Here is a 23,625-nt window from a genome sequence, read left to right as displayed (position 1 = left end):
CATGTACCGCGTATTCGAAGCCCTCGATGAACTCGTCCACATTGTGGAGCAGGCCTACGGCGTGCCGATGACCTCCAACTGCATGGTGCCCCGAAACGAAGTGCTCGCTCTTCTCGACGACATCCGCAACGCATACCCCGATGAGATCGACGACGCCCAAGACGTGCTGGACAACCAGGACGAAATCCTCCGCGGAGCGCAGGAGCGCGCCGACGTCATTGTGGGCGACGCGGAGGATGACGCGCAGCGCATCATGTCCGACGTGCACACGCGCACCGAAGACATGCTTTCCGACGCTCAGGCCCGCGCGACCCTCCTCGTGGCCAACGCCGAGGAAGACGCCGAAATGACCATCGGCCGCGCCCGCGAGGAAGCCGATGCAGCCGTCACCGGCGCGCAGCGTGAGGCGGAGCGTCTCATCCAGAACGGCAACCAGGAGTACCAGCGCTCCGTGGAGCAGGGCCTGGCGGAGCAGGAGCGACTCATCTCCGAGTCCGAGGTCATGCGACGCGCCGACGAGGAGGCCCACCGTCTAGTCGAGCAGGCGCACTCCGAGTCCTCCCGCCTGCGCGCGGAGTGCGACAGCTACGTCGATTCCAAGCTGGCGGAGTTCGAGGAGTCCCTCTCGTCGGTCCTACGCACTGTGTCCTCGGACCGCTCGGCCCTGCGCCGTGGTGCCGGTGCATCCGGTGTCAACGCAGGCGAGCGCTACGATCGCGCCCCGCGCGGTGAGCGCGTCGACAGGGGTGAGCGTCGAGAGCGCGTTCGTCGCCCCCGCACTGAAAACCCCGCCGCGGACGCCGATTACTAGTTCCGGCCAATCGCGGTAGGGTTGGGGCTGTTATGGCTAATCCTTTTGTTGTCAACGTCTCCGAGGCTGTCCACGGTGACGGCCTTCCGGTGACCACCACCCAGACGGGGCCTTCGCCCTCGCGCATCGGGCCGGAAATGATCGCGCTGCCTGAGGGTGCGGAGGTCACCGTCGAGGCCACCATCACCCCGCTAGGATCGGGAGTGCTTGTCGACGCCACCGCGAACGGAACCCTCAGAGGCGAGTGCGTCCGCTGCCTGGCGACGTTGACCCCGGAGTTCTCCGCGACCGTCAGCCAGGTGTTTTCCGCTGACGATGATTTCATCGTAGGTGCCGAACTGGACGACGAAGACAGGGGCTCAGGCGACGAGATCATGGCAGTCGTGGACGACATGGTCGATCTCGAGCAGGCCTTTGTGGACGAGATGGGCATGACGCTGCCGTTCAACCCGGTGTGTGAGCCCGAGTGCGCCGACGCTGACGAGGTACCGGCCCCGGACGGTGTCTCCGGTGAGGAGGACCGGGTCGATCCCCGCTGGGCAGGGCTGGAGAAGTTCCTGTGAGCCGCTCCCGCCGCAAGAAAATTACAGGTGAGGACGCCTGGGATACGGCGTACACCGCTGTCGACCACGCCCCGCTTATGGCCGCGCTCGGTGTCGAGCTGGACACTGACTTGCTCCGTCTGGCACTGACTCACCGTTCCTTCGCCAACGAGCACGGTCCGCTGCCCAACAACGAGCGCCTCGAGTTTCTCGGCGATGCCGTGCTGGGCCTGTCTGTGGCCAACAAGCTCTACGAGCAGTTCCCCTCGCGCCCTGAGTCCGACATCTCGAAGATGCGGGCGTCGATCGTCTCGCGCTACGGGCTCGCCGACGTCGCCCGCGAGATCGGGTTGGGCGCCCATGTGCTTCTGGGCAAAGGTGAGGAGGTCACCGGCGGCCGCGACAAGGACTCCATCCTGGCGGACACCACCGAGGCCCTGTTCGGTGCGATCTACCGCCAGCACGGGTTCGAGCCCGCGCGCGGCGTGATTCTGCGGCTGTTCGCCGAGAAATTGGAAAGCGCCACCGCGACGGGCCGCCACCAGGATTGGAAGACCGCGTTGCAGGAGCGTTTGGCCGAGCTCAAGGCCCCGACCGCGGAGTACCGCGCCACCTCCGTAGGCCCGGATCACGACCAGACTTTCACCGCCGACGTGTTTGTCGGCGCGCACTCCCGCGGCCGCGGGGTCGGTCCGAACAAAAAGCTCGCGGAGCAGGAGGCCGCACGGGAGGCTGTCGCTTTCCTGCGCGACCACCCCGAGGCCGTCGCTTACACCGCCGAGTCGATTGTCGCGCCCTCGCCGACGGAGCATTAGTAGTGCCCGAGCTCCCCGAGGTCGAGGTTGTGCGCCGCGGCCTGGACACCCACCTGGTGGGACGCACTTTCACGTCGGTTGAGGTGCTGCACCCGCGTGCGGTGCGTGGCGGCAGCGTCGAGCTCGCTTCTGTTCTTCCTGGGTTGACCGTGACCGGCACGGGCCGGCGCGGCAAATTCATGTGGCTTCTGCTTAGCGACGGCGCCGCGCTCATGGTCCACCTGCGCATGAGCGGGCAGATGCTCGTCGGCCAGCCGGGCTCGGTGTCGAGCCCCCACCTGCGGATCAGAGCAACCCTCGGGGACCTCGAGCTGGCATTCGTGGACCAGCGCACTTTCGGGTCCTGGCAGCACGTCGGGGTAGGGGAGGACGGCGTGCCCGACACCATTGGCCACATCGCCCCCGACCCGTTCGAGGGCTCCTTCAATATGGTCGAGCGGGCGCGTCTCATTCGGGCCAAGAGCTCTGCGGTGAAAACCGTGCTACTCAATCAGGCGGTGGTCAGCGGTATTGGCTCAATTTACGCGGACGAGGCACTGTGGGCCGCAGGCATCAAGCCGACGCGCCGCGCGCGTTCCCTGCGGCAGTCCGACGCCGTACGCCTGCTCCAGGAGTCGCACGACGTCATGGCCCGCGCTCTCGAGCAGGGCGGGACGAGCTTCGACTCTCTCTACGTCAAAGTCAACGGGTCCAGCGGGTACTTCTCGCGCTCCCTGAACGCCTACGGGCGGGCAGGACATCCGTGCCTGCGTTGCGGCGAGGATCTGCGGAAAGTCGTGATTAACGGACGCTCGAGCACCTTTTGCCCTGGTTGCCAGACGCTTTAGCTGTGATTCATTTCACGAACTTTCCAGCTCTCTATTAAGCTTCCCCGCATGGAAAAAGCATACGAGATCGTCGACGGGGCGATCAACGGGTTCATCTGGGACATCGTTCCCTGGTTCCTCATCGCGGCGGGCATTTATTTCGGCCTCCGCACGCTGTTCGTCCAAATCCGCCTCCTGCCGGACATGTTCAAGGCCGTCGCCGAAACACCGAAGGGCAAAGACCGGGAGGGCCGCGACCTCGATGCCGAGTACGGAGGCATTTCCGCGTTCAAGGCCTTCACCATCTCTGCGGCATCGCGCGTCGGCACCGGTAACATCGCCGGTGTTGCGCTCGCCATCTCAATCGGCGGGCCGGGTGCCGTGTTCTGGATGTGGATCATCGCCCTCGTCGGCGGCGCGACATCCTTCATCGAATCCACGCTCGCCCAGCTGTGGAAAACGAAGGACGAGGAAGGCAACTACCACGGCGGCCCGGCGTATTACATGACGCGCGGTCTGGGGTGGAAGCCCGTCGCTGCCATTTTTTCGGTGTTCCTCGCGCTCACCTACGGCTTCGTCTACAACGCGATCCAGACGAACTCGATCGTGGAAGCTGTCGGCGGCTCCCTGGGCAACGACAGCAACACGTTGAAAGGCGTTGTCGCCGTTGTGATCGCCGCGCTCACCGCCGCGATCATCTTCGGCGGTGTAACCCGCATTGCCTCCGCAACCCAGGTCATTGTGCCGTTCATGGCGGGTGCGTACATTCTTATCGGCCTCGCCGTCGTCATCATCAACATCGGGGAGGTCCCGCGGATGATCTCGCAGATCGTCGGCAGCGCCCTCGGATTCCAGCAGGTCGCCGGTGCGACCGTGGGGGCGGCGTTCGCACACGGAATGCGCCGCGGCCTGTTCTCCAACGAGGCCGGCATGGGCTCCGCCCCGAACGCCGCTGCGACGGCTACCGTGTCTCACCCGGTCAAACAGGGTCTCGTGCAGACCCTCGGCGTGTACTTCGACACCCTGCTGGTCTGCTCCATCACCGCGTTCATCGTTCTGCTCGGCCCCCCGGTCACCTACGGCTTGGAGGACATCCAAGGCGCCTCGCTGACACAGTCTGCCCTGGCAGACTCCGTCGGTTCATGGGGAGCGCACGCCATCACGTTCATCTTGTTCTTCCTGGCGTTCTCATCGGTCATCGGCAACTACTACCTCGCCCAGGCGAACGTGGAATACCTGACTAAGTCGAAGACCGTCATGACGGTGTTCCGCGTACTCGTTCTCGGCTTCGTGTTCTTCGGCGCCTTCGGTTCGATTCCGCTGGTGTGGGCGCTTGGCGACACCATGGCGGGCACCCTGGCCATCATTAACATCATCGCGATTGTTCCGCTCGGCGGCGTGGCCATCAAGCTGCTGAGCAACTTCAACGAGCAGCGCCGCCAGGGCGTTGATCCGGTATTCCACCGCGACATGCTCCCGGAGCTGAAGAATGTGGAGTACTGGGACGGTTCCGACCCGGTCACCCGCCGCAGCATTGAAGACCGGGTGACCCTGGCCGACAACGATGCCTGACACCAGGCTCACCGCGCACGTCCACGGCCACGTGCAGGGCGTGGGGTTCCGCTGGTGGACCCGGTCACGCGCCCTCGAGCTGGGACTCGCGGGCTACGCCAAAAACCTTGACGACGGCCGCGTCGAGGTGGTCGCCGAGGGCATTCGGGGGAACGTCGACGCTTTATTGGAACTGCTTCGTGAGCAACCCACTCGCTCCGGTCGACCCGGACGCGTGGACACCGTCGTGGAGCAGTATTCCGAACCAAAGGATGTGAAGGGGTTCGAGGAGCGCTAGCCGCGGCGGTCTGTGTCGTACTGAGATGTCACAGTGAACGAAACCGCCGCCGCAAAACCCCAGGTGGTCACGGTCGAGAAATGCTTCACCGTGACATCGAACCTAGGCTGCGTGCGTTGCGGAATTCCAAGGCAGAGATGTCACAGTGAACGAAACCGCCGCCGCAAAACCCCAGGCGGTCACGGTCGAGAAATGCTTCACCGTGACATCTCGCACCACGCTCCACCCCGCCGCACCGCCTAACCCCCGCCAACCGCAACACCTGCCCTAGAATCCGAACAATGCACCTCAAATCGCTGACCCTCAAGGGCTTCAAGTCCTTCGCGTCGGCGACCACGATGAAATTCGAGCCCGGCATCTGCGCGGTGGTCGGGCCAAACGGATCGGGCAAGTCGAACGTGGTCGACGCCCTGTCGTGGGTGATGGGCGAGCAGGGTGCGAAGAACCTGCGCGGCGGTTCGATGCAGGACGTGATCTTCGCCGGCGCCGGCGACCGCAAGCCTTTGGGCCGCGCCGAGGTCACGCTGACCTTCGACAATTCCGACAAGCACCTGCCCATCGAGTACACCGAGGTGGCGATTACGCGCCGCATGTTCCGCGACGGTGCGTCCGAATACGAGATCAACGGTTCGAAGGCGCGCCTGATGGACATCCAGGAGCTCTTATCGGATTCCGGCATCGGTCGCGAAATGCATATCATCGTGGGCCAGGGAAAGCTTGCGGAGATCCTTGAGTCGCGTCCAGAGGAGCGCCGCGCGTTCATCGAGGAGGCGGCCGGCGTGCTCAAGCACCGCCGCCGCAAAGAGAAGGCGCAGCGCAAGCTCACGGGAATGCAGGCGAACCTCGACCGGCTCACCGACCTCACCGAGGAGCTGGGCAAGCAGCTCAAGCCGTTGGCACGGCAGGCGGAGGCGGCGCAGCGCGCGGCCACGGTTCAGGCCACGCTGCGCAGCGCGCGGCTGACGCTGGCGGCGGACCAGATCCTCACCCTCCGCGCAAAGCTTAGCGACGCCTCCGCCAACGCCGCCCTAGTCAAAGAGAAGGTCGACACCGTCACCGCAGCTCTCGAAGCAGCGGTAAGACAGCAGGAGGAGATCGAGGAACGCCAGCGCGAGGCCGAGCCCGCCGCGGAGGAAGCGCAGCAGCTCTGGTTCGCGTTGTCCACGCTCGCGGAACGGGTGAGTGCGACGGTGCGCATCGCCACCGAGCGTGCTGCCAACACAGGCGGGCAGGTCACCTACCAAGGGCAGGACCCGGACGACCTGCTGGCCCGCGCCAGCATCGCCGACGAGCAGTACGCCGACGCCCTCGAACGCGCCGAGGAAGCCGCGGAAAAGCTGGAGTCCTTCCGCGAGGAGATCGCGCAGCGCCAAGAAGTATTCGACGCCGTCGAGCGTGAGCACTTGGCGCAGGTCCGCGCCATCGCAGACCGGCGCGAGGGTGTAGTGCGTCTTCTTGCGCAGGAGGAAAGCCAGCAGGCGGCGGTTGTCGCGGCTCAAGCGGAGATCGCCCGGTTCGCGGAAACCCTGGAGGAAACCCGCGGACGCGCGCGGAGCGCGGATGCGGAGGCGGCCGAGATCGCCCAGAAAGTGGCCGACATGGAGACCGGCCGCAAGCCACTCAGCGACTCTCACGTGCGCTCGGCCGCCGAGTCCGACGCCGCTGAGAAGCGCCTCGACCAACTGCGTGCGGCCCAGCGCGAGCGCGAGCGTGCGGTATTCACGCTGGAATCGCGTATCGCCACTCTCTCCGAGCAGGCCCCGAAGAAGGACGCCGCCGCTGTACTGGGCGATGGGTTCGGCCCGCTGGCGGGACTAATTTCCGCAGATAGTGGCGCGGACAAGGCGCTGGCCGCGGCTCTCGGGCCGTTCGCCGAGGCGTTCGTCGGCCAGGGGGATGTCACGGACGCCCTCACCCAGGCCGAGCGGACCATTGTTATTGACCGCGCCGGCGGCAGCGAGTGGCGCCTAGACTCGGACGCGCCCGTCGATTGGTTGCTCGATCACGTGCGCATCGATGCGTCTGTCACAGGTCCCGTCACCCGCATGCTTGTCGACGTCGCCTTGGCCGACACCGCCGCGGAGGCCCGACGCATCGTCGCCAACGACCCACGCCTGCGGGCCGTCACACGCTCGGGAGTTCTCGTGGGGGAGGGCTGGGTCGCCGCCGGTTCCGGCCAGACCACAACCGTGGAGGTCAACGCCCGGATTGAGCGCGCGTCCACCGAACTGGACCGCGCGCGTGAAGGCCTAGACGAGCTATCCGGCACACTCGAGGGAGCAAAGCTCGCCGCTGAGGACGCCCGCGTCGCGGCTGCCGCGGCGAAAGCTGCGTTGCGCGAGCACGACACACACCTCGAGGCGTGGCGGCGCGACCTCGCGCGCCTCACACAACAGCGCGACGCCCAAAAACGGGAGCACGAGCGCGCCGCCCAGCGTGCTACCGAGGCGGACGCCCGGCTGCGCCAGAAGCAGGAGGACCTGGCGGAGACACGCGACAGACTCTCCCGCGTCGACGCGGACACCGCAGAGTCGGCCGAGCCGTCGACCGCCGAGCGCGACCGTGCACAGGCGGCCCTGAACCAGGTCAAGTCCATGGAAATGGAGGCCACGCTTGCGTCGCGCACGGCCCAGCAGTCGGCGGAGGCGGCGGCCGGCCGGGGAGACGCGCTGCGTCGCCAAGCAGAGCATGAGCGGGCGGCGAAGGCGCGGTTCGAGGCGGGCGTCGCCAAGCAGAAGGCCCAGGCGGAGCTGGCGGCGAGTGTCGCCGCGCACGCGCGCAACGTGGCCGAGCGGGTCGCTGACGCCCTCACCCGCGCGGCGTCTGAGCGCGACCGGCTCTCGGGCGAGGTCACGGCCCTGCGGGCGAAGGCGCAGCAGGCGCGCCAACAGGTGAGTGCCACGCGCCAGCAGCTGGCGCGGCTGACAGACAGCGCCCACAGCGCCGATATCGCTCGTGAACAGGCGCAGGTGCGCATCGACGAGGCCGAGGCCAAAGCCTCGGAGTCCCTCGGCATCGCCGTGAGCGACCTGCTCGCGCAGTACGCTCCGGAAGGGAGCTTCGACCGCGCTGCGGAGCAGGCGCGCCTCGCCCAGGCGGAAAAGGACCTGCGGGCGCTGGGCAAGGTCAATCCCCTCGCGCTCGAGGAGTACAAGGCACTGGAGGAGCGCTACTCCTTTTTAAGCACCCAGCTCGACGACGTGATCCAGGCGCGCAAGGACCTGACGGGCGTGATCAACGACGTAGACGATCAGATTCTGAAACTGTTCACCGACGCCTGGGCGGACGCGGAGGCGGAGTTCCCGGCGGTGTTCCACACGCTGTTTCCTGGCGGGGAGGCGAGGCTCGTGCTCACCGATCCCGATGACATGCTCACCACAGGCATCGAGATTGAGGCCCGCCCGCCGGGCAAGAAAGTCAAGCGGCTGTCGCTGCTCTCGGGCGGGGAGAAGTCGCTGACCGCCCTCGCATTTTTGGTGGCGATCTTCCGTGCCCGGCCCAGCCCGTTCTACGTGCTCGACGAGGTCGAGGCCGCGCTTGACGACGTCAACCTGCGCCGGCTCATCGCCCTGTTGGAGGAGTTGCGGCGGGACTCGCAGCTTATCGTAATCACCCACCAGAAGCCGACGATGGACGTGGCCAACGTGCTCTACGGGGTGACGATGCGTGGCGACGGGGTCACGCGGGTGATTTCCCAGCGGATGAACCCGTCTCCGGCAGCCTCCTAGTCGGCGCGGACCAGTTTCAGCGCGCCGTTGTTGCCTGCGAGGTAGAGGGTGTCGTCGCCGGCAACGTAGAAGGCGTTGGCGTCCTGGAGAGCCTGCGTGATGGCCCCCTCGTACTCGAAGGAGTCGCACGCCATTCGGGTAACGGGCAACGGGGTCGTGGTGTAGCGGCCCGAATCTGCATCGGGGTGGATGACGGTGCCGTAGCCGTTGCACGGCCCGCCCTCGACCCTGAATCCCTCCGTTCCGTGCTGCGGTGCGAAGCTGACCCGCGTCTTGCCGTGTGCGGGCTGGGGGACCCACTCAGTGTCCATCACCCGGGCGAGCACCCCGCCGGTGGCGGGAACGGCGTCCGCGGGCAGCGGAACGATCGCAGGCGTGGGGGACTGTGAGTTCATTAAGCCTCCAAAAATGCTGGTGCTGCTGGAGCTGGCGGAGGCGTTGCTGACGGGGGAGCACGTGCCGAGGAAGATGGCGACACCGGCACCCAGTGCCAAAGAAAGTTTCCGGTTGCTGTTCATGGCTTCGATTCAAACACCGGGTGGGCGCGGACACCATGCACAAAAGTACCTAAACGGCTGGCACTATGGAGGGCATGAACACGACTCTTCTCTGGATCCTGATCGCCGTCGCCGTGATCGCCCTGATCATTATCGGCGTTGTGGTGGTGGGCAACAACCGCAAGAAATCGAAGACCGTCTCCTTCGAAAAGTCGGAAGCGGAGGCGCCGAAGGAGCTGACGCAGCAGGAGAAATCGGGCAATTACCAGGCTAAGGGCGGGTTCTCGTTCGCCCCTGCAGAGGCGGCCCCTGCAAAGGAGCAGCCGGAACCGGTCCGCGTTGACAGGGCCTCGGACAGCGCCGCCGCCGGAGGTTCGACCGCCATGTCGAAGCTAAACGAGCAACTCGCGCAGCATTCCGCTGAGCAGACTGCTGCGGAAGAGCCGCAGGTCGAACTGACTCACGACGCGGCGGACGTCGTCGATGAACTCAACGAAGGTCCCGCCGAGCCCGAGAACGAGACCGAGCCCGAGGCTGAGCTGGCGGAAGCGCCGCTGGAGGAGCCCGCCGTGGGGGAGGGCCTGTCGCCCCAAGGCCGCGACATCGTCGAGGAGGCCTTTGAAGCTGAAGACGCGGAGACGCCGGTGAACCAGGCTGTCGTCGAAGAAGAAGCCGAGGAGGCCGCCGGAATTGCAGCCGTCACCGCGGAGGTCGCGGAATCCGCGCGCCAGGAGGGGGCGGTTGCCTCTGATGACGCGATCGTCGCTACACCCCCCACCAGCGAGCCGCTGGACGACATCGCCCCGGCAGCTGGGCGCATCGGCAAGCTGCGCGGACGGCTGTCGCGTTCGCAGAACGCCATCGGCCAGGGCCTGCTCGGTATCCTGACCGCGGGCGACCTGGACGAGGACGCCTGGGAGGAGATCGAGGACACCCTCATCATGGCGGACCTGGGCACGCAGCTGACGCTGAAGGTCACCGAGTCGCTGCGCGGGAAGATTGCCGAGCGCGGCGTCGCCAGCGAGGCCGAGGCGCGCGCCATGCTGCGCGAAACCCTGGTTGAGGCGGGCCGCCCCGAGATGGATCGGGCGATCAAGGCCATGCCCAACGACGGTAAGCCCGCGGTCATCCTCGTCGTCGGAGTCAACGGCACTGGTAAGACGACAACCACGGGCAAACTCGCGCGCGTCCTGGTGTCCATGGGCCACTCGGTGGTGCTCGGCGCGGCCGACACTTTCCGTGCCGCAGCCGCGGACCAGCTGGAGACGTGGGGCCGCCGCGTCGGCGCCGCCACGGTCCGCGGCAAGGAGGGTGCAGACCCGGCCTCTATCGCTTTCGATGCCGTCGCTACCGGCGTGGATCAGGGTGCAGATGTCGTACTTGTCGACACCGCCGGTCGCCTCCATACCGCGACGGGCCTCATGGACCAGCTGGGCAAGGTCAAGCGCGTGGTGGAGAAAAAGTCTCATGTCGATGAGGTGCTGCTGGTCCTCGACGCCACTGTCGGGCAGAACGGCATCACCCAGGCACGCGTGTTCCGCGAGGTTGTAGATATCACCGGTGTCGTGCTGACCAAGCTCGACGGCACCGCCAAGGGTGGCATCGTCTTTCAGGTGCAGGAAGAGCTCGGGGTGCCCGTCAAGCTCGTGGGCCTGGGCGAGGGGGCGGACGACCTCGCGCCCTTCGAGGTGGAGAGTTTCGTCGACGCTCTGCTGGGGTAGCCGCCCGTCGCTCAGCGACACCCTAACGACCCGCCTTCCCCCGTGGAAGGCGGGTTTTTGTGATGTTCGTCCCACATACCTGCCAACACTTTTACGGAATATACCTGTCGTTCTATAGTCATTCTGTCAAAACTGTCGACCGATAGGTTTCTGAGAGGTGATAACGGTGATAACAGACCAAACGGCCGTCGTTGCAGGTAACTCGAGCTGGATGTTGATCTCTGCATCCCTGGTGCTGCTGATGACCCCCGCGCTCGCGCTTTTTTACGGAGGCATGTCCTCGCGCCGCAGCGTACTGAACATGATGATGATGTCGTTCACATCCCTGGGCATTGTCACGGTGGTGTACGTCCTGTGGGGATGGTCCATGTCCTACGGCAGCCAATCGATCGGCGGGGTCTTCGCCAACCCCTTTGAATTCTTCGGGTTGCGCAACTCGATCGTGGACGCAGGCGGAAACTACATCGAAGGCGCCAGCGGATACGCCAACGTCATCGACATCGGATTTCAGCTCACCTTTGCCGTCATCTCCACCGCGATCATTTCCGGCGCAGTCGCCAGCCGTGTGAAGATCGGATCCTGGGTGCTGTTCGCCGCGATCTGGGTCACCCTGGTCTACTTCCCCCTGGCGCACATGGTGTGGGGCGGAGGCCTGCTCGGCCACGCGGAAGGGTCGATCGCCTCACGCATGTTCGGCGACGCTGACGGTGAAGCGGCAGTCGCGCCCATCGACTTCGCCGGCGGAACCGTCGTGCACATCTCGGCCGGCACCGCGGCCCTCGTCCTCGCCCTCGTTATTGGCCAGCGCCAGGGATTCCCGAAGTCGAACTCAAGGCCGCATAACCTGCCGCTGGTGATGATCGGCGCGGCGCTTCTGTGGTTCGGCTGGTTCGGATTCAACGGCGGGTCCGCCTTTGCTGCCGACGGTCTGGCGGGGATGGCGTGGATCAACACGACCGCGGCGGCGGCTGCGGCGATGCTGGGCTGGTTGCTCATTGAGAAGCTTCGCGACGGCTACGCCACCTCGCTCGGCGCGTCCTCCGGCCTCGTCGCCGGCCTGGTGGCCATCACCCCAGCCGCCGGCGATCTCGCCCCCGTCTCATCCCTCATCCTCGGTTTCATCGGAGGAATCCTCGCCTGCGTCGGCGTGGGCTTGAAATACATCTTCAACTACGACGACTCGCTCGACGTGGTCGGCGTCCACCTTGTCGCCGGCCTGTGGGGCACTATCGGATTGGCGTTTTTTGCGGGCGACCGTGGCATCCTCACGGGCGGGGGAGCGGAAGGTTGGAAGCTGCTCGCCGTGCAGGTAGTCATTGCTCTGGTATCCGTGGTCTTCGCGGGTCTGCTCACCCTCGTGATAGCGCTGGCGATCAAGTACACGGTCGGTTGGAGGGTCACCCGCGAGCAGGAGTTCGACGGCATTGACTACTCCGTCCACCGCGAGACGGGCTACGACCTTGGGGGCCCGGGCATGCGCCCCGGCGGCGTTCCGGCGGGCAACAAGTCTGCAGCCGAGCTCGGCCTCAACGCAGCCCGCGAAGATCACCTCCATCACACCCAACATGCTCCGGCCGCCACATCCCAAACGAAGGTATAAGGAGAAGTCATGAAACTCATCACAGCAGTGGTCAAACCCTTCACCCTCAGCGACGTCATGGAAGCCCTCGAATCCATCGGCGTCTGCGGCATCACGGTGACTGAGGCCCAGGGGCGCGGGCGTCAGGGAGCGAACGTGGAGTACTACCGAGGCGCCAAATACTCGTCCCCGTTCGTCGCCAAGGTCAAGATCGAGGTCTTGGTGACGGACAGTCAGGTTGAGGGGGCCGTCGATACGCTCGTGCGCAGTGCCTACACGGGCGAGGTCGGCGACGGCAAAGTGTGGGTCACCGCGGTCGAAGGCGTCGTGCGGGTGCGAACCGGTGAGACTGACGACGACGCCATCCTGGGGTAGGCGGAAAGTTCTGATTGTCCGCGGCACGCGCTAGGCTGTAACGAGCCTATTGCCCGAAAACCTCAAGGAGCGTACCCCGCGTGTTTGAGTCACTGTCCGACCGCCTACAAACTGCCCTAGGTGGCTTGCGCGGCAAGGGCAAGCTCACAGAGGCCGACATCAACGCCACCGCCCGCGAGATCCGCCTCGCGCTGCTGGAGGCGGACGTCTCCCTCACCGTGGTCCGCGCCTTCATCAAGAGGGTCAAGGAGCGAGCACTCGGTGCCGACGTTTCCGAGGCCCTCAACCCGGCGCAGCAAGTGATCAAGATCGTCGACGAGGAGCTCACTGCCATCCTCGGCGGCGAGACCCGCCGCCTCAACATGGCGAAGAACCCGCCGACCGTGATCATGCTCGCCGGGCTGCAGGGCGCCGGTAAGACTACGCTCGCCGGCAAGCTGGCGAACCACCTGACCAAGCAGGGCCACACCCCGATGCTGGTGGCCTGCGACCTGCAGCGCCCCGGGGCGGTGCAGCAGCTGCAGATTGTCGGCGAGCGCGCGGGGGTGCCCACCTTCGCACCGGACCCGGGCACCTCCGTGGACTCCCACCAGCACGAGATGGGTACTTCCCATGGCGACCCTGTGGCAGTGGCGCGCGAGGGTATCGAGCACGCCAGCCGCAACAAAAACGACGTGGTCATCATCGACACCGCGGGCCGCCTCGGCATCGACGAGACACTGATGACCCAGGCGCGCAACATCCGCGACGCTGTCAACCCGGACGAAGTCCTCTTCGTCATTGACGCCATGATCGGCCAGGACGCGGTCACCACCGCCCAGGCTTTCGCCGACGGCGTGGATTTCACCGGCGTGGTGCTGACCAAGCTCGACGGTGACGCCCGCGGCGGTGCAGCCCTGTCCATCCGCGAGGTAACCGGCAAACCCATCCTGTTCGCGTCCACCGGCGAGAAGCTCGACGACTTCGACGTATTCCACCCCGACCGCATGTCCAGCCGCATCCTCGGTATGGGCGACCTGCTTTCTCTCATCGAGCAGGCCGAGACCATGTTCGACGAGCAGGAGGCAGAGAAAGCCGCCGCGCGCCTCGGCTCCGGTGAGCTGACGCTGGAGGACTTCCTCGACCAGTTGTTGATGGTCCGCCGCATGGGGCCCATCGGCAACCTGTTGAAGATGATGCCCGGCGGCAAGCAGATGAACGAGATGGCCGACATGGTCGACGAGAAGCAGCTTGACCGCATCCAGGCCATCATCCGCGGTATGACCCCAGCAGAGCGCGAGGACCCGAAGATCCTCAACGCCTCTCGACGCAAGCGCATCGCCAACGGCTCAGGCGTTGCCGTGGCCGATGTCAACCAGCTCGTTGAGCGCTTTTTCGAGGCGAAGAAGATGATGGGGCAGATGGCCAGCCAGTTCGGCCTGCCCGGAATGCCGGGTATGGGTGGCGGCCGCAGCGCGACGAAGAAGAAGCCCAAGGGTCGCAAGGGCAAGAACGGCAAGCGCAAGCCGGTGAAGAACCGCGGCGCTATGCCGGGTATGCCGGGCGGTATGCCCAACATGGCGGAGTTGCAGAAGATGCAGGAGCAGCTCGGCGGTGCGGGCGGCGGTGTGCCGGGTATGCCCGGTGGTGGGAAGATGCCACCCGGCATGGAAGGCCTCGACCTGAATAACCTCGACTTCTCCCAGGCGATGAAGAATCTGGGGAAGAAAGGGAAGTAGGTCTACGCGCGCTCCGGAAGTCAGCGCGTCAACTCCCGGCCGTCTCCTCCAAGAGGGGGCCGAGGTGGTGCCAGATAAGCGGTGCCAGAGTGAGAGAGTAAGCGTTGGAGATGTGGTTCTGGTCCCGGTAGACGGTGACGTTTCCGATCACGGGCGGGCACAGTCCGTCGGGACAGTACCAGCCGGAGGTGTCCACCATGTGGCGCATGGCGTCCGCATCGGAGTAGTCGGCGGCCGGGTCTTCGGGCGAGTACATCGTCGTGGCGGGCATGCTGCATTCGGCGACCGAGCCGCCGTTGACTACACAGCCGTTGGGGTTCAAGGGGGTCCCGTCGGCATCGAAAATCCACGGGTTGTCTCTGAGCCCGAGAAACGGGATCTCGGCCTCGGCGAAGGCATCCCACACCTCCACGTACTCCGGGGGAACGGAATCCGTGGATGGGCTCACTTCTCCGGCTGAGCCGGCCGGGCGTGTCGAGGTAGAGACCACCACGGCCGGGTCGAGGGATGCGAGCTCGTTGAATGTGTTGAGCGACCACTTCGCGCACCGGTGGCTGACCAGGTCTCCGGGGGTAAACACCATCGGGCACGTCTGGCGGATGAAAGTGATGACCTTAAACCCGTGTTTCTTGCCCAGCTCGTCGAGTGCCACACCGTATGTTTCGGCGTGGGAGCCGCCGACCAAAGCCACGGTTGTTTCGGCCTCGGGGTCTCCGTAGACGCAATCTGCTTCCGGCGCGGCATCCCCCGGCTCATCCTGGAAAATCACGCAGCCGTCGCGGAAGATGTGGGTGGTGATGCTGGAGGCCAGCATGGGTGCCGGCTGAGCAGGCACATCCGGAACTGAGGCGCCGCGCAGAGCCATTGCCCCCGGATTCTGCTCCGCACTGGAGGGGGAATCGGCGATGGTGACGTTTCGCTCCCACATCGGTGACAGCGACAGGATCGCTGCCGTGCTGGTGGCGATGAGGACACCGCCCGCCGCCCGCGCGGCACCCGCGGGCCGCCGCAGAGAACCCAGCGCTGCCGTGACGGGTGCGTCTTGTTTCGTCGGGCGCTTGCCGTGCATGCGCAAGGGCTCCTCGACCGCCGTGTGCGTTGCCTGGGCAAGGACAATGGAAAGCGCGATAACTCCCAGGCCGACGGACAGGGGTGGAATGGTATGCGAGCCTATGGTGACGGCGATGATCAACAGTGGCCAGTGCCATAGATAGAGGGGATAGGCGACGGAACCGAGCCAGGTAATCGGCCGCGACGAAAGAATCGATGACACGGGATTGGCCGGGTTGCTCAGCACAATCAGTGCAGCCCCGCCAATCGGCATCAGGGTGAGCGGTCCGGGATATGCCAGGGTTGTGGGAATGACAACACCGGTCAACGCTATCAGTGTGAGACCGCTGCCGGCGGTGAGGGCGCTGAACCGCCTCGGAATCTGCACCTGTGCGGCCAGGGCGAGCAATCCTCCCAGCGTCAGCTCCCAGGCGCGGGAAAAGAAGGAGTAATAGCTCGGTTCCGTGCCGAAAAGGCCGAAGCGCGATGCCCAGCTCAACGATGCCACGGTCACCACCACGAGCAACGCGATGGTCCCGCGTCGCACCCAGGTTCGGGATATGCCCGTCCGAGTGACAAGCACTGCGATGACCGTTCCGAGCAGGATGGCGGCGAGATAGAACTGCCCCTGAACGCTGATGGACCACAAGTGCTGCAGCGGCGATGCTTCCGGGCTCACAGCGGCGTAATCAGAGCCCTGGGCGGCGAGCTCGCGGTTCTGGGCGAAGAAGATGGTGGCGGTGAACTGCCGCAGGAGTTCTCCGCTCACCAGTCCCGGAACGAGCGCGAACACGAGGATGACGGTCGCCGCCAGTACCACCACCAGCGAGGGTATGAGACGGCGGGCGGTGCGCCACATGGGCCACCACGGATTTACGCGGGGGTTCTCGCGTAGCGCGTAGCGCACCTGTGACCCGACGAAGAAGTACCCCGAGAGGAAAAGGAACACGTCCACACCGCCGGATACGCGCCCCACGAAAATATGGAACACCACGACGAGGGCGATGGCGATGCCGCGCAAACCTTCGAGGTCGTTGCGGAATTGGGGGGTGCTACTGGCTGCCCTCCCACTGTCCATCGCCGTCCTCCTTCCCGCGCAGGTAAGCAACGGGTAGTCTACTCCGGCCCGTTTTGGACTCTGAAACCGACCGGTTGTAAGGTAATGCAGGTTGCGCAGCGCTCTGCGTGCGCACACCCTGCGTTAGCGCCGGACCCGAGTACGCTCGACCGGCCCGTCACACGCAAGTAAATCCAAAGGGTTGAACCGGCCCGCAGACAAGCTGCGGGTGTCTGAACTGCCCAGTGACCACGAAGGACTTTTCATGGCTGTCAAGATTAAGCTGCAGCGTCTCGGCAAGATCCGCAACGCCCAGTACCGCGTCGTCATCGCCGACGCACGTGCCCGCCGCGACGGCAAGGTGATCGAGAACATCGGCATCTACCACCCGAAGGAGGAGCCGTCGCTGATCCGCATCAATTCCGAGCGTGCACAGTACTGGCTCGGCGTCGGCGCCCAGCCGACCGAGCCGGTTCTCGCGCTGCTCAAGGTGACCGGCGATTGGCAGAAGCACAAGGGCCTCGACGGTGCCGAGGGCACGCTGAAGGTTGCACCGGAGAAGCCGTCCAAGCTTGAGCTGTTCAACCAGGCCCTCGAAGAGGCAAACAACGGCCCGAGCGCGGAGGCCATCACCGAAAAGCGCAAGAAGGCCAAGGAGGAGGCCGAGGCTAAGGCTGCGGCTGAAGCAGAGGCTGCCGCCAAGGCCGAGGCAGAGGCCGCTGCCGCCGACGCCGGTGAGGAGGAGGCTGCGGCTGAGGAAGCTCCGGCCGAGGAGAACTAGCGTCTCCGGCGGGTTTCCCACCGTCTCACCCTTGAAAAACTGCCCGGGCGCACCCCGGGCAGTTTTTGCTGTCTCGGCCCTCCACATAGCGGAGCGCAGCCGCTGGTAGATTGAGCGGCCATGGAGCTTTTGATTGGCAAGGTCGTCAAATCGCACGGCATCAAGGGGGAGGTCGCCGTCGAGGTACTCACGGATGACCCAGAGCAGCGCTACGCCGTCGGGGAAGTGCTGCACGGGCGCCAGCCCGGCAAGGACCGCGACCTGACCATCAAGACGCTGCGCCCGCACCAGAACCGTCTTCTGATCAGCTTTGAGGAGGTTCCCGACAGAACCCAGGCCGACAGCCTGCGCGGGATGCAGTTCTTCGCCGCGCCGCTGGAGCGCGAGGAGGATTCCGAGGAGTACTACGACCACGAGCTGATAGGCCTGGAGGTCATCCACGAGGCCAGCCGCGTGGGAAAGGTCACCGGGGTGATGGATGCGCCGAACCGGAAGATCCTCGAGATCGACTACGCCGGGAAAGAGGTGCTCGTCCCCTTCATCATGGATTTCGTTCCCGAGATCGACCTGGAGGCCAAAACGCTCACCATTACCCCGCCAGAAGGTTTGCTGGATGTCTGAGCTGCAGCTTCGCCTGGACGTGCTGACGATCTTCCCCGAGTATCTCGAGCCGCTCCGGCACGCGCTGCTGGGCAAGGCAATCGAGCAGGGCATCTTGTCGGTGGGAATCCACAACCTGCGCGACTGGGCCACGGGCAACCACAAATCGGTCGATGCACCGCCGCTGGGCGGCGGGCCGGGGATGGTGATGAAGCCCGAGGTGTGGGGGCCCGCGCTTGACGACGTCGCCAGCGGACGCGCCGGGTTCGAGCTGCGCTCAGCCAGCCCGCACCGCAACGATAAACCTCGCCACGACGATGTCGTGGCCGTCACCCCGCGGCCCTACGGCAGCCCCGGTACGGCTTCCGACAAGCCGCTTCTTGTGGTCCCCACGCCCGCGGGTACGCCGTTTACCCAGCAAGACGCCCGTGCTTGGTCGCGCGAGAAGCACATCGTGATCGCGTGCGGCCGCTACGAGGGCATCGACCAGCGGGTGTTCACGGACGCGCAGCGGCGCTACCGCGTGCGCGAGGTCTCCATCGGCGACTATGTGCTGATCGGGGGAGAGGTGGCCGCCCTGGTCATCGCCGAGGCGGTGACGCGCCTTATTCCGGGAGTGCTCGGCAATACCGAAAGCCACGAGGAGGACAGCTTCTCCGACGGGCTGCTGGAGGGGCCGAGTTACACCAAGCCGCGCAGCTGGCGCGGCCTCGACGCCCCCGATGTGCTGTTTTCGGGCGACCACGCCAAGGTCGAGCGGTGGCGCCGCGACCAGGCTCTGCAGCGCACCGCCCGGGTGCGCCCCGATCTGCTCGCGGAAGTCGAGCTCGACACCGTAGATCTCGTGGCGCTGCACGGCCGCGGCGTGGCCACCGTGGTGCGCGGCGGCGTGCCGCGCACGAAGGACCTGGCGAAGCGGATGCGCAGGGAGCTGCGCACGGCCGGCTTTGTGGATCCTGCCGTTGAGGTATCGGAGGGCGAAATCCGCGTCACCGGGCGCACGGCGTTAGGCCTCGGCGAGGCAACCGAAGCGGTGGCGAAGGCCGCGCGCATGCCCGGGACCTGGGAGGGGCACTCGCGCGAGACGAACTAGACTCGCACGAATGACGTTTATCGCAGACATCATCGCGACAGAACTGGCCGTCACGCCGAAGCAGGTCACCGCCGCGATCGAGCTCATGGCCGCGGGCAACACTGTCCCGTTCGTCTCCCGGTACCGCAAGGAGGTGACGGGCGGCCTTGACGACGCTCAGCTGCGCCACATTGAGGAGCGCAACGCCTACCTGATCGAGCTCGGTGAGCGCAAGGAAGCCGTTCTCGCGGTCATCGCTGAGCAGGGAAAGCTCAGCGATGACCTGCGCCGCCGCATCGAACAGGCCGATTCAAAAGCCCGCGTGGAGGATCTCTACCTGCCTTATAAGAAGCGGCGCCAGACAAAGGCGGACATCGCGCGCGAGGCAGGGCTCGATGAGTTGACGCAGCTGCTTGTCGACGCCCCCTCCACCGACCCGGAGGACGCCGCCGCGCGGTTTGTCACCGAGGGCTTCGCCGACACGAAAGCCGTGCTCGACGGTGCGCGCGCGATCCTGGTGGACCGCTTCACCACAGACGCCGATCTCGTCGGAGAGGTGCGCGAGCACTTCTTCGCCACCGGCACGATGCGCGCAGGCGTGGTCGAGGGCAAGGAAAACGAGGGGGCGAAGTACCGCGACTACTTCGCGTTCTCCGAGCCTTTCGAGACCCTGCCCAGCCACCGCATTCTCGCCCTGCTGCGCGGCGAGGCCGAGGGGGTGCTCACCCTCGAGATGGATCCGGGTGAGGAATCAGTGTACGAAGGCATGATCGCGCGGCGTTTCAACCTCGCAGTGGAACGAAGTGACTGGCTGGCGAAGGCGGTGCGCTGGGGGTGGCGGACCAAGCTGCAAGTCTCCTCGAACCTCGATACCCGCACCCGGTTGCGGGAAAGGGCCGAAGCCGGCGCCCTCGAGGTGTTCGCCACCAACTTGCGCGACGTGCTGCTCGCCGCCCCGGCGGGCCAGCGCGTCACGCTCGCGCTAGACCCCGGTTACCGCAACGGGGTCAAGTGCGCCGTGGTCGACGGCACGGGAAAGGTGCTGGACACAACGATCGTCTACCCGCACCAGCCCCAGAAGCGCTGGGCGGAGGCCGTCGAGAAGCTGTCCACCATGGCGGCGGCCCACCGCGCGGAGCTCATCGCGGTGGGCAACGGCACCGCGAGCCGCGAATCGGAAAAGCTCGCCGGCGAGGTGGCGGATCTCATCGCCCGCGCCGGCGGTACGCGGCCGACGCCGGTGATGGTGTCCGAGTCCGGCGCCTCGGTCTATTCCGCCTCCGAGCTCGCGGCGGCCGAGTTCCCAGACATGGACGTCTCGCTGCGCTCGGCGGTGTCCATCGCGAGGAGGCTGCAAGACCCGCTCGCCGAGCTGGTCAAAGTCGACCCGAAGTCGATCGGGGTGGGGCAGTACCAGCACGACGTCAACCAGGTCGAGCTTGCCCGGGCGCTCGACGCGGTGGTGGAGGACGCCGTGAATGCCGTGGGCGTGGACGTCAACACCGCCTCGGTGCCGCTGCTCGAGCGCGTCGCCGGCGTCAGCGCCACGCTGGCGCGCAACATTGTCGAGTACCGCGACGAGCACGGCGCCTTTGCCACGCGCAAGGAGCTGTCCAAGGTGCCGCGCCTCGGGCCGAAGGCCTTCGAGCAGGCGGCCGGGTTCATGCGCATCCAGGGCGGCGCTAACCCGCTCGACGCCTCGGCTGTGCACCCGGAGGCGTACCCGGTGGTCGAGCGCATCGCCGCGTCGACGGGCCTGGACACCCAGGCGCTGATCGGCAACACCGCAGTTCTTACGCGATTGAGCGCCGCGGACTTCGCCGACGACACCTTCGGCGTTCCCACCGTCACCGACATCATTTCCGAGTTGGAGAAGCCGGGCCGCGACCCGCGCCCGGAGTTCACCACCGCCACGTTCAAGGAAGGCGTGAACAAGGTCTCCGACCTCGCGCCCGGGATGATCCTGGAGGGCACCGTGACCAACGTCGCCGCGTTCGGGGCGTTCGTCGACATCGGAGTGCACCAAGACGGCCTCGTCCACGTTTCCGCCATGAGCGACAAGTTCATCTCCGACCCGCACGACGTTGTGCGCTCCGGGCAAGTTGTCAAGGTCAAGGTGATGGATGTCGACATCCAGCGCCAGCGCATCGGGCTGAGTCTGAGGCTTGACGACGAACCGGGGGCCGACAAGCAAAGATCCCGGAAGCCACGGCAGGCCCGGAAGGATCCGGGGCGTTCGGCGAGCCGTCGAGAAGCGAAGCCCGCGGGAGGTTCCATGGCGGACGCCTTGAAGCAGGCGGGATTTGGCCGGGGGCGCTGACCTGTGTAAACTCACTCAGGTTGTTGTAGGCGACACGAACCAGTCGAGCACCCTGACCAGGGGAAGCCGCTAGGGTCCTCTGTCCTTAAACGTAAAGGATTGCTTCCATGAGCAATGGCATCATTGACATTGTCGACGCAGGTCAGCTGCGCGACGACATCCCCGACTTCCGCCCGGGTGACACCCTCGGCGTTCACGTCAAGGTTATCGAGGGTTCCGTAACCCGTACCCAGCTTTTCGAGGGCTTCGTCGTCCGTCGTCAGGGCGCTGGCATCCGCGAGACCTTCACCGTGCGCAAGATCTCCTTCGGCATCGGCGTCGAGCGTACCTTCCCGGTGCATTCCCCGAACATCGAGAAGATCGAGGTTCTGCGCAAGGGCGATGTCCGCCGCGCGAAGCTGTACTACATGCGCGAGCTGCGCGGCAAGGCTGCCCGCATCAAGGAGCGCCGCTAGTTCTAGCTCGCTTCCGCCTGTCGACACCCCGTTCACCGCACCCGGTGGGCGGGGTGTCGTTTTGCCGTTCGACGGCCATGTCGGGGCCCGCTGCTACAGTGTTGCGGGTGACGAACAAGAACCAGCGCTACGACGTCAACCCCGCCGAGACCGAACGGGAGGCGGACGGGGAGAAGCAGATGCCGTGGTACATCGAGATCCCGGTGGTGATTGCGCTGACCCTGGTGTTCATCTTCATCATCCAGACATTCATCGGGCGCATGTACGTGATCCCGTCGGCGTCGATGGAGCCGACGCTGCACGGTTTCAACGGCTCGGGCGACCGCGTGGCGGTGGAGAAGGTCAGCTACTACTTCTCCGACCCGAAGCCCGGTGACGTCGTCGTGTTCGAGGGCACCGACGCCTGGAACACCACATACGTGTCCAACCGCTCCCACAACCCGTTGATCGCTGGCTTGCAGACCGTCGGGTCCTGGGTCGGCCTTGTTCCGCCGGACGAGAACAACCTGGTCAAGCGCATTGTCGCCACCGGTGGACAGACGGTCTCGTGCCAGCCGGGTGATCCGGCTGTGATGGTGGACGGGCTGCCGATCGACCAGTCCTACACCCTCCAGCCGCCCGCCAACCCAATCAACGAGGCCACCGGTTCCAAGGAATGCGGCGGCGACTATTTCGGCCCGGTCACTGTGCCCGACGGGCACTACTTCATGATGGGCGATAACCGCACCAACTCGCTGGACTCCCGCGCGCACATGGGTGACGAGCTGCAGGGCACGATCCCCGAGGAGAACCTCCGCGGCAAGGTTGCGGCCATCGTCTTCCCGCTGAGCCGTTTCGGCGGCGTCGATGACCCGGACATCCAGCGACAGCAGTAAGTGCCCCGCGTCAGACGCCTGAAGCAGCTGCGCACGCACGAGGTCGCGCTGCACAACGCGGGTTTCGGTCCCGTCGCCGGGGTGGACGAGGCAGGCCGCGGCGCGTGCTTCGGGCCGGTCACAGTCGCCGCGTGCGTTCTCCCGCCGCACCCGATCGCCCAGCTGGAGGAGCTCACTGACTCAAAGCAGCTCACCGCTCTCCGGCGTGCCCAGCTTTTCGACGCCATCAGGGGAGTTGCCGCGGCTTTTGCAGTGGTGCACATCCCCGCCGCCGAGATCGACCGCCGGGGAATTCAGGTGGCAAATCTGGATGGCGCGAGGCGGGCTGTCGCTAAGCTGGAGCTCGAGCCCGGGTACGTGCTTGTCGACGCATTCCTCGTACCGGGGCTAACCGCGCCGCAGCTGCCTATTGTCGGTGGTGACTACACCGCGCGCTGCATCGCCGCCGCCAGCGTGCTGGCGAAAGTCTCGCGCGACCGGCTCGTTGCCGAGATGGCCCTGCAGTTCCCGCACTACGGCGTGGAAACGCACAAGGGGTACGGCACAGCCGCGCACATGGATGCGGTGCGCCGCCACGGTGCGAGCCGCGAGCATCGTTATAGTTATGCGAACGTGAGAACCGCCCACGATTACTTTACGAGGTCACAATGAGCGCTGAAGATCTGGACAACTACGAGGCAGAGGTCGAACTCTCCCTGTACCGCGAGTACCGCGACGTGGTCAGCCAGTTCTCCTACGTGGTGGAGACGGACCGCCGCTTCTACCTCGCCAACGCCGTCGAGCTCATCCCGCACACCGAGGGCAAGGATGTTTACTACGAGGTCCGCATGTCCGACTGCTGGGTTTGGGACATGTACCGCGCGGTGCGCTTCGTGCGCTACGTCCGAGTGATCACCTACAAAGACGTCAATATCGAGGAGCTGGACAAGCCCGACCTAACGTTCCCCGAGCGGTAGACCTGCGACTTTCCCGCC

20 protein-coding genes and 1 pseudogene are annotated in these 23,625 nt (G+C 65.7%); 19 read left to right on the top strand and 2 right to left on the bottom strand.

The window, feature by feature from the left end; genetic code table 11:
* Position 1: 1 nt before the first annotated feature.
* From G7Y29_RS06970 to smc, 7 genes are all read left to right on the top strand, one after another.
* The gene (locus G7Y29_RS06970) at positions 2-811 is read left to right on the top strand and encodes a DivIVA domain-containing protein (protein WP_165002583.1); all 810 of its coding nucleotides are present in this window, start codon (positions 2-4) and stop codon (positions 809-811) included.
* A 32-nt stretch (positions 812-843) separates the two neighbouring features.
* Positions 844-1,374 carry a YceD family protein gene (locus G7Y29_RS06965; RefSeq protein ID WP_165002582.1) on the top strand — a complete coding sequence of 177 codons (531 nt, stop codon included), beginning with the start codon at positions 844-846 and terminating at the stop codon, positions 1,372-1,374.
* Complete coding sequence (gene rnc / locus G7Y29_RS06960) at positions 1,371-2,168, top strand: ribonuclease III (protein WP_165002581.1); 798 nt, start codon at positions 1,371-1,373, stop codon at positions 2,166-2,168. Before G7Y29_RS06965 ends, rnc begins: the two co-directional genes overlap by 4 nt.
* A 2-nt stretch (positions 2,169-2,170) precedes the next feature.
* A complete protein-coding gene (mutM, locus tag G7Y29_RS06955; protein ID WP_165002580.1) occupies positions 2,171-2,995 on the top strand; it encodes a bifunctional DNA-formamidopyrimidine glycosylase/DNA-(apurinic or apyrimidinic site) lyase in 825 nt (274 codons plus the stop codon).
* A gap of 48 nt (positions 2,996-3,043) precedes the next feature.
* Positions 3,044-4,546, top strand: coding sequence for an alanine/glycine:cation symporter family protein (locus tag G7Y29_RS06950; protein WP_165002579.1), 1,503 nt, complete (start codon positions 3,044-3,046; stop codon positions 4,544-4,546).
* Positions 4,539-4,823: an acylphosphatase gene (locus tag G7Y29_RS06945; RefSeq protein WP_165002578.1), complete on the top strand. Its 285-nt coding sequence runs from the start codon at positions 4,539-4,541 to the stop codon at positions 4,821-4,823. Before G7Y29_RS06950 ends, G7Y29_RS06945 begins: the two co-directional genes overlap by 8 nt.
* Positions 4,824-5,104: 281 nt before the next feature.
* Positions 5,105-8,551 carry a chromosome segregation protein SMC gene (gene smc, locus G7Y29_RS06940; RefSeq protein ID WP_165002577.1) on the top strand — a complete coding sequence of 1,149 codons (3,447 nt, stop codon included), beginning with the start codon at positions 5,105-5,107 and terminating at the stop codon, positions 8,549-8,551.
* Here the strand turns inward: smc and G7Y29_RS06935 are convergent.
* Entirely contained in the window at positions 8,548-9,069 is a 522-nt protein-coding gene (locus G7Y29_RS06935; protein WP_165002576.1) for an META domain-containing protein, read from the bottom strand. The genes smc and G7Y29_RS06935 overlap by 4 nt on opposite strands.
* Positions 9,070-9,134: 65 nt before the next feature.
* On the opposite strand from G7Y29_RS06935, the gene ftsY reads away from it, so the two are divergent.
* The 4 genes from ftsY (at position 9,135) to ffh (ending at position 14,441) form a co-directional block, all read left to right on the top strand.
* Complete coding sequence (gene ftsY, locus G7Y29_RS06930; protein WP_165002575.1) at positions 9,135-10,769, top strand: signal recognition particle-docking protein FtsY; 1,635 nt, start codon at positions 9,135-9,137, stop codon at positions 10,767-10,769.
* 166 nt (positions 10,770-10,935) lie between these two features.
* Positions 10,936-12,369 carry an ammonium transporter gene (locus G7Y29_RS06925; protein ID WP_165002574.1) on the top strand — a complete coding sequence of 478 codons (1,434 nt, stop codon included), beginning with the start codon at positions 10,936-10,938 and terminating at the stop codon, positions 12,367-12,369.
* Between the two features lie 9 nt (positions 12,370-12,378).
* A complete protein-coding gene (locus tag G7Y29_RS06920; protein WP_165002573.1) occupies positions 12,379-12,723 on the top strand; it encodes a P-II family nitrogen regulator in 345 nt (114 codons plus the stop codon).
* Between the two features lie 80 nt (positions 12,724-12,803).
* Complete coding sequence (gene ffh, locus G7Y29_RS06915; RefSeq protein WP_165002572.1) at positions 12,804-14,441, top strand: signal recognition particle protein; 1,638 nt, start codon at positions 12,804-12,806, stop codon at positions 14,439-14,441.
* A 28-nt stretch (positions 14,442-14,469) separates the two neighbouring features.
* Here ffh and G7Y29_RS06910 read toward each other — a convergent pair whose 3' ends face one another.
* A complete protein-coding gene (locus tag G7Y29_RS06910; RefSeq protein WP_165002571.1) occupies positions 14,470-16,569 on the bottom strand; it encodes an acyltransferase family protein in 2,100 nt (699 codons plus the stop codon).
* Positions 16,570-16,813: 244 nt separating this feature from the next.
* Between G7Y29_RS06910 and rpsP the strand changes: the two genes are divergently transcribed.
* From rpsP to G7Y29_RS06870, 8 genes and pseudogenes are all read left to right on the top strand, one after another.
* On the top strand, positions 16,814-17,329 hold the full coding sequence (gene rpsP / locus G7Y29_RS06905) for a 30S ribosomal protein S16 (RefSeq protein WP_165002570.1): 516 nt from the start codon (positions 16,814-16,816) through the stop codon (positions 17,327-17,329).
* Between the two features lie 120 nt (positions 17,330-17,449).
* Complete coding sequence (rimM, locus tag G7Y29_RS06900; RefSeq protein WP_165002569.1) at positions 17,450-17,950, top strand: ribosome maturation factor RimM; 501 nt, start codon at positions 17,450-17,452, stop codon at positions 17,948-17,950.
* Positions 17,943-18,770 (top strand): annotated as a pseudogene (trmD, locus tag G7Y29_RS06895) (tRNA (guanosine(37)-N1)-methyltransferase TrmD); the annotation flags it as partial. The gene rimM and the pseudogene trmD, both read left to right, overlap by 8 nt.
* A 262-nt stretch (positions 18,771-19,032) precedes the next feature.
* Positions 19,033-21,321, top strand: a complete 2,289-nt coding sequence (locus tag G7Y29_RS06890; RefSeq protein ID WP_165002567.1) for a Tex family protein — start codon at positions 19,033-19,035, stop codon at positions 21,319-21,321.
* Positions 21,322-21,428: 107 nt separating this feature from the next.
* Positions 21,429-21,776 carry a 50S ribosomal protein L19 gene (gene rplS / locus G7Y29_RS06885; RefSeq protein ID WP_165002566.1) on the top strand — a complete coding sequence of 116 codons (348 nt, stop codon included), beginning with the start codon at positions 21,429-21,431 and terminating at the stop codon, positions 21,774-21,776.
* A gap of 179 nt (positions 21,777-21,955) precedes the next feature.
* Positions 21,956-22,651 (top strand): signal peptidase I, encoded by a 696-nt coding sequence (gene lepB, locus G7Y29_RS06880; protein ID WP_413228008.1) that lies wholly within the window; start codon positions 21,956-21,958, stop codon positions 22,649-22,651.
* Entirely contained in the window at positions 22,652-23,302 is a 651-nt protein-coding gene (locus G7Y29_RS06875; RefSeq protein WP_165002564.1) for a ribonuclease HII, read from the top strand. It abuts the gene before it with no gap.
* The gene (locus tag G7Y29_RS06870; protein WP_165002563.1) at positions 23,299-23,607 is read left to right on the top strand and encodes a DUF2469 domain-containing protein; all 309 of its coding nucleotides are present in this window, start codon (positions 23,299-23,301) and stop codon (positions 23,605-23,607) included. The genes G7Y29_RS06875 and G7Y29_RS06870 overlap by 4 nt, the downstream gene beginning before the upstream one ends.
* The last annotated feature ends 18 nt before the right edge of the window (positions 23,608-23,625 follow it).

The organism is Corynebacterium qintianiae (genome assembly GCF_011038645.2).
GTDB lineage: Bacteria > Actinomycetota > Actinomycetes > Mycobacteriales > Mycobacteriaceae > Corynebacterium > Corynebacterium qintianiae.
Note: the sequence above shows the minus strand (reverse complement) of the source record. Positions and strands in the feature narration are given on the sequence as shown.

Coding starts and splice junctions, on each gene's coding strand:
- G7Y29_RS06945 (WP_165002578.1), top strand. CDS start 4,539: ATGCCTGACACCAGGCTCACCGCGCACGTCCACGGCCACGTGCAGGGC.
- G7Y29_RS06920 (WP_165002573.1), top strand. CDS start 12,379: ATGAAACTCATCACAGCAGTGGTCAAACCCTTCACCCTCAGCGACGTC.
- ftsY (WP_165002575.1), top strand. CDS start 9,135: ATGGAGGGCATGAACACGACTCTTCTCTGGATCCTGATCGCCGTCGCC.
- rimM (WP_165002569.1), top strand. CDS start 17,450: ATGGAGCTTTTGATTGGCAAGGTCGTCAAATCGCACGGCATCAAGGGG.
- G7Y29_RS06870 (WP_165002563.1), top strand. CDS start 23,299: ATGAGCGCTGAAGATCTGGACAACTACGAGGCAGAGGTCGAACTCTCC.
- G7Y29_RS06950 (WP_165002579.1), top strand. CDS start 3,044: ATGGAAAAAGCATACGAGATCGTCGACGGGGCGATCAACGGGTTCATC.
- G7Y29_RS06970 (WP_165002583.1), top strand. CDS start 2: ATGTACCGCGTATTCGAAGCCCTCGATGAACTCGTCCACATTGTGGAG.
- G7Y29_RS06965 (WP_165002582.1), top strand. CDS start 844: ATGGCTAATCCTTTTGTTGTCAACGTCTCCGAGGCTGTCCACGGTGAC.
- G7Y29_RS06910 (WP_165002571.1), bottom strand. CDS start 16,569: ATGGACAGTGGGAGGGCAGCCAGTAGCACCCCCCAATTCCGCAACGAC.
- lepB (WP_413228008.1), top strand. CDS start 21,956: ATGCCGTGGTACATCGAGATCCCGGTGGTGATTGCGCTGACCCTGGTG.
- rpsP (WP_165002570.1), top strand. CDS start 16,814: ATGGCTGTCAAGATTAAGCTGCAGCGTCTCGGCAAGATCCGCAACGCC.
- smc (WP_165002577.1), top strand. CDS start 5,105: ATGCACCTCAAATCGCTGACCCTCAAGGGCTTCAAGTCCTTCGCGTCG.
- rplS (WP_165002566.1), top strand. CDS start 21,429: ATGAGCAATGGCATCATTGACATTGTCGACGCAGGTCAGCTGCGCGAC.
- G7Y29_RS06890 (WP_165002567.1), top strand. CDS start 19,033: ATGACGTTTATCGCAGACATCATCGCGACAGAACTGGCCGTCACGCCG.
- G7Y29_RS06935 (WP_165002576.1), bottom strand. CDS start 9,069: ATGAACAGCAACCGGAAACTTTCTTTGGCACTGGGTGCCGGTGTCGCC.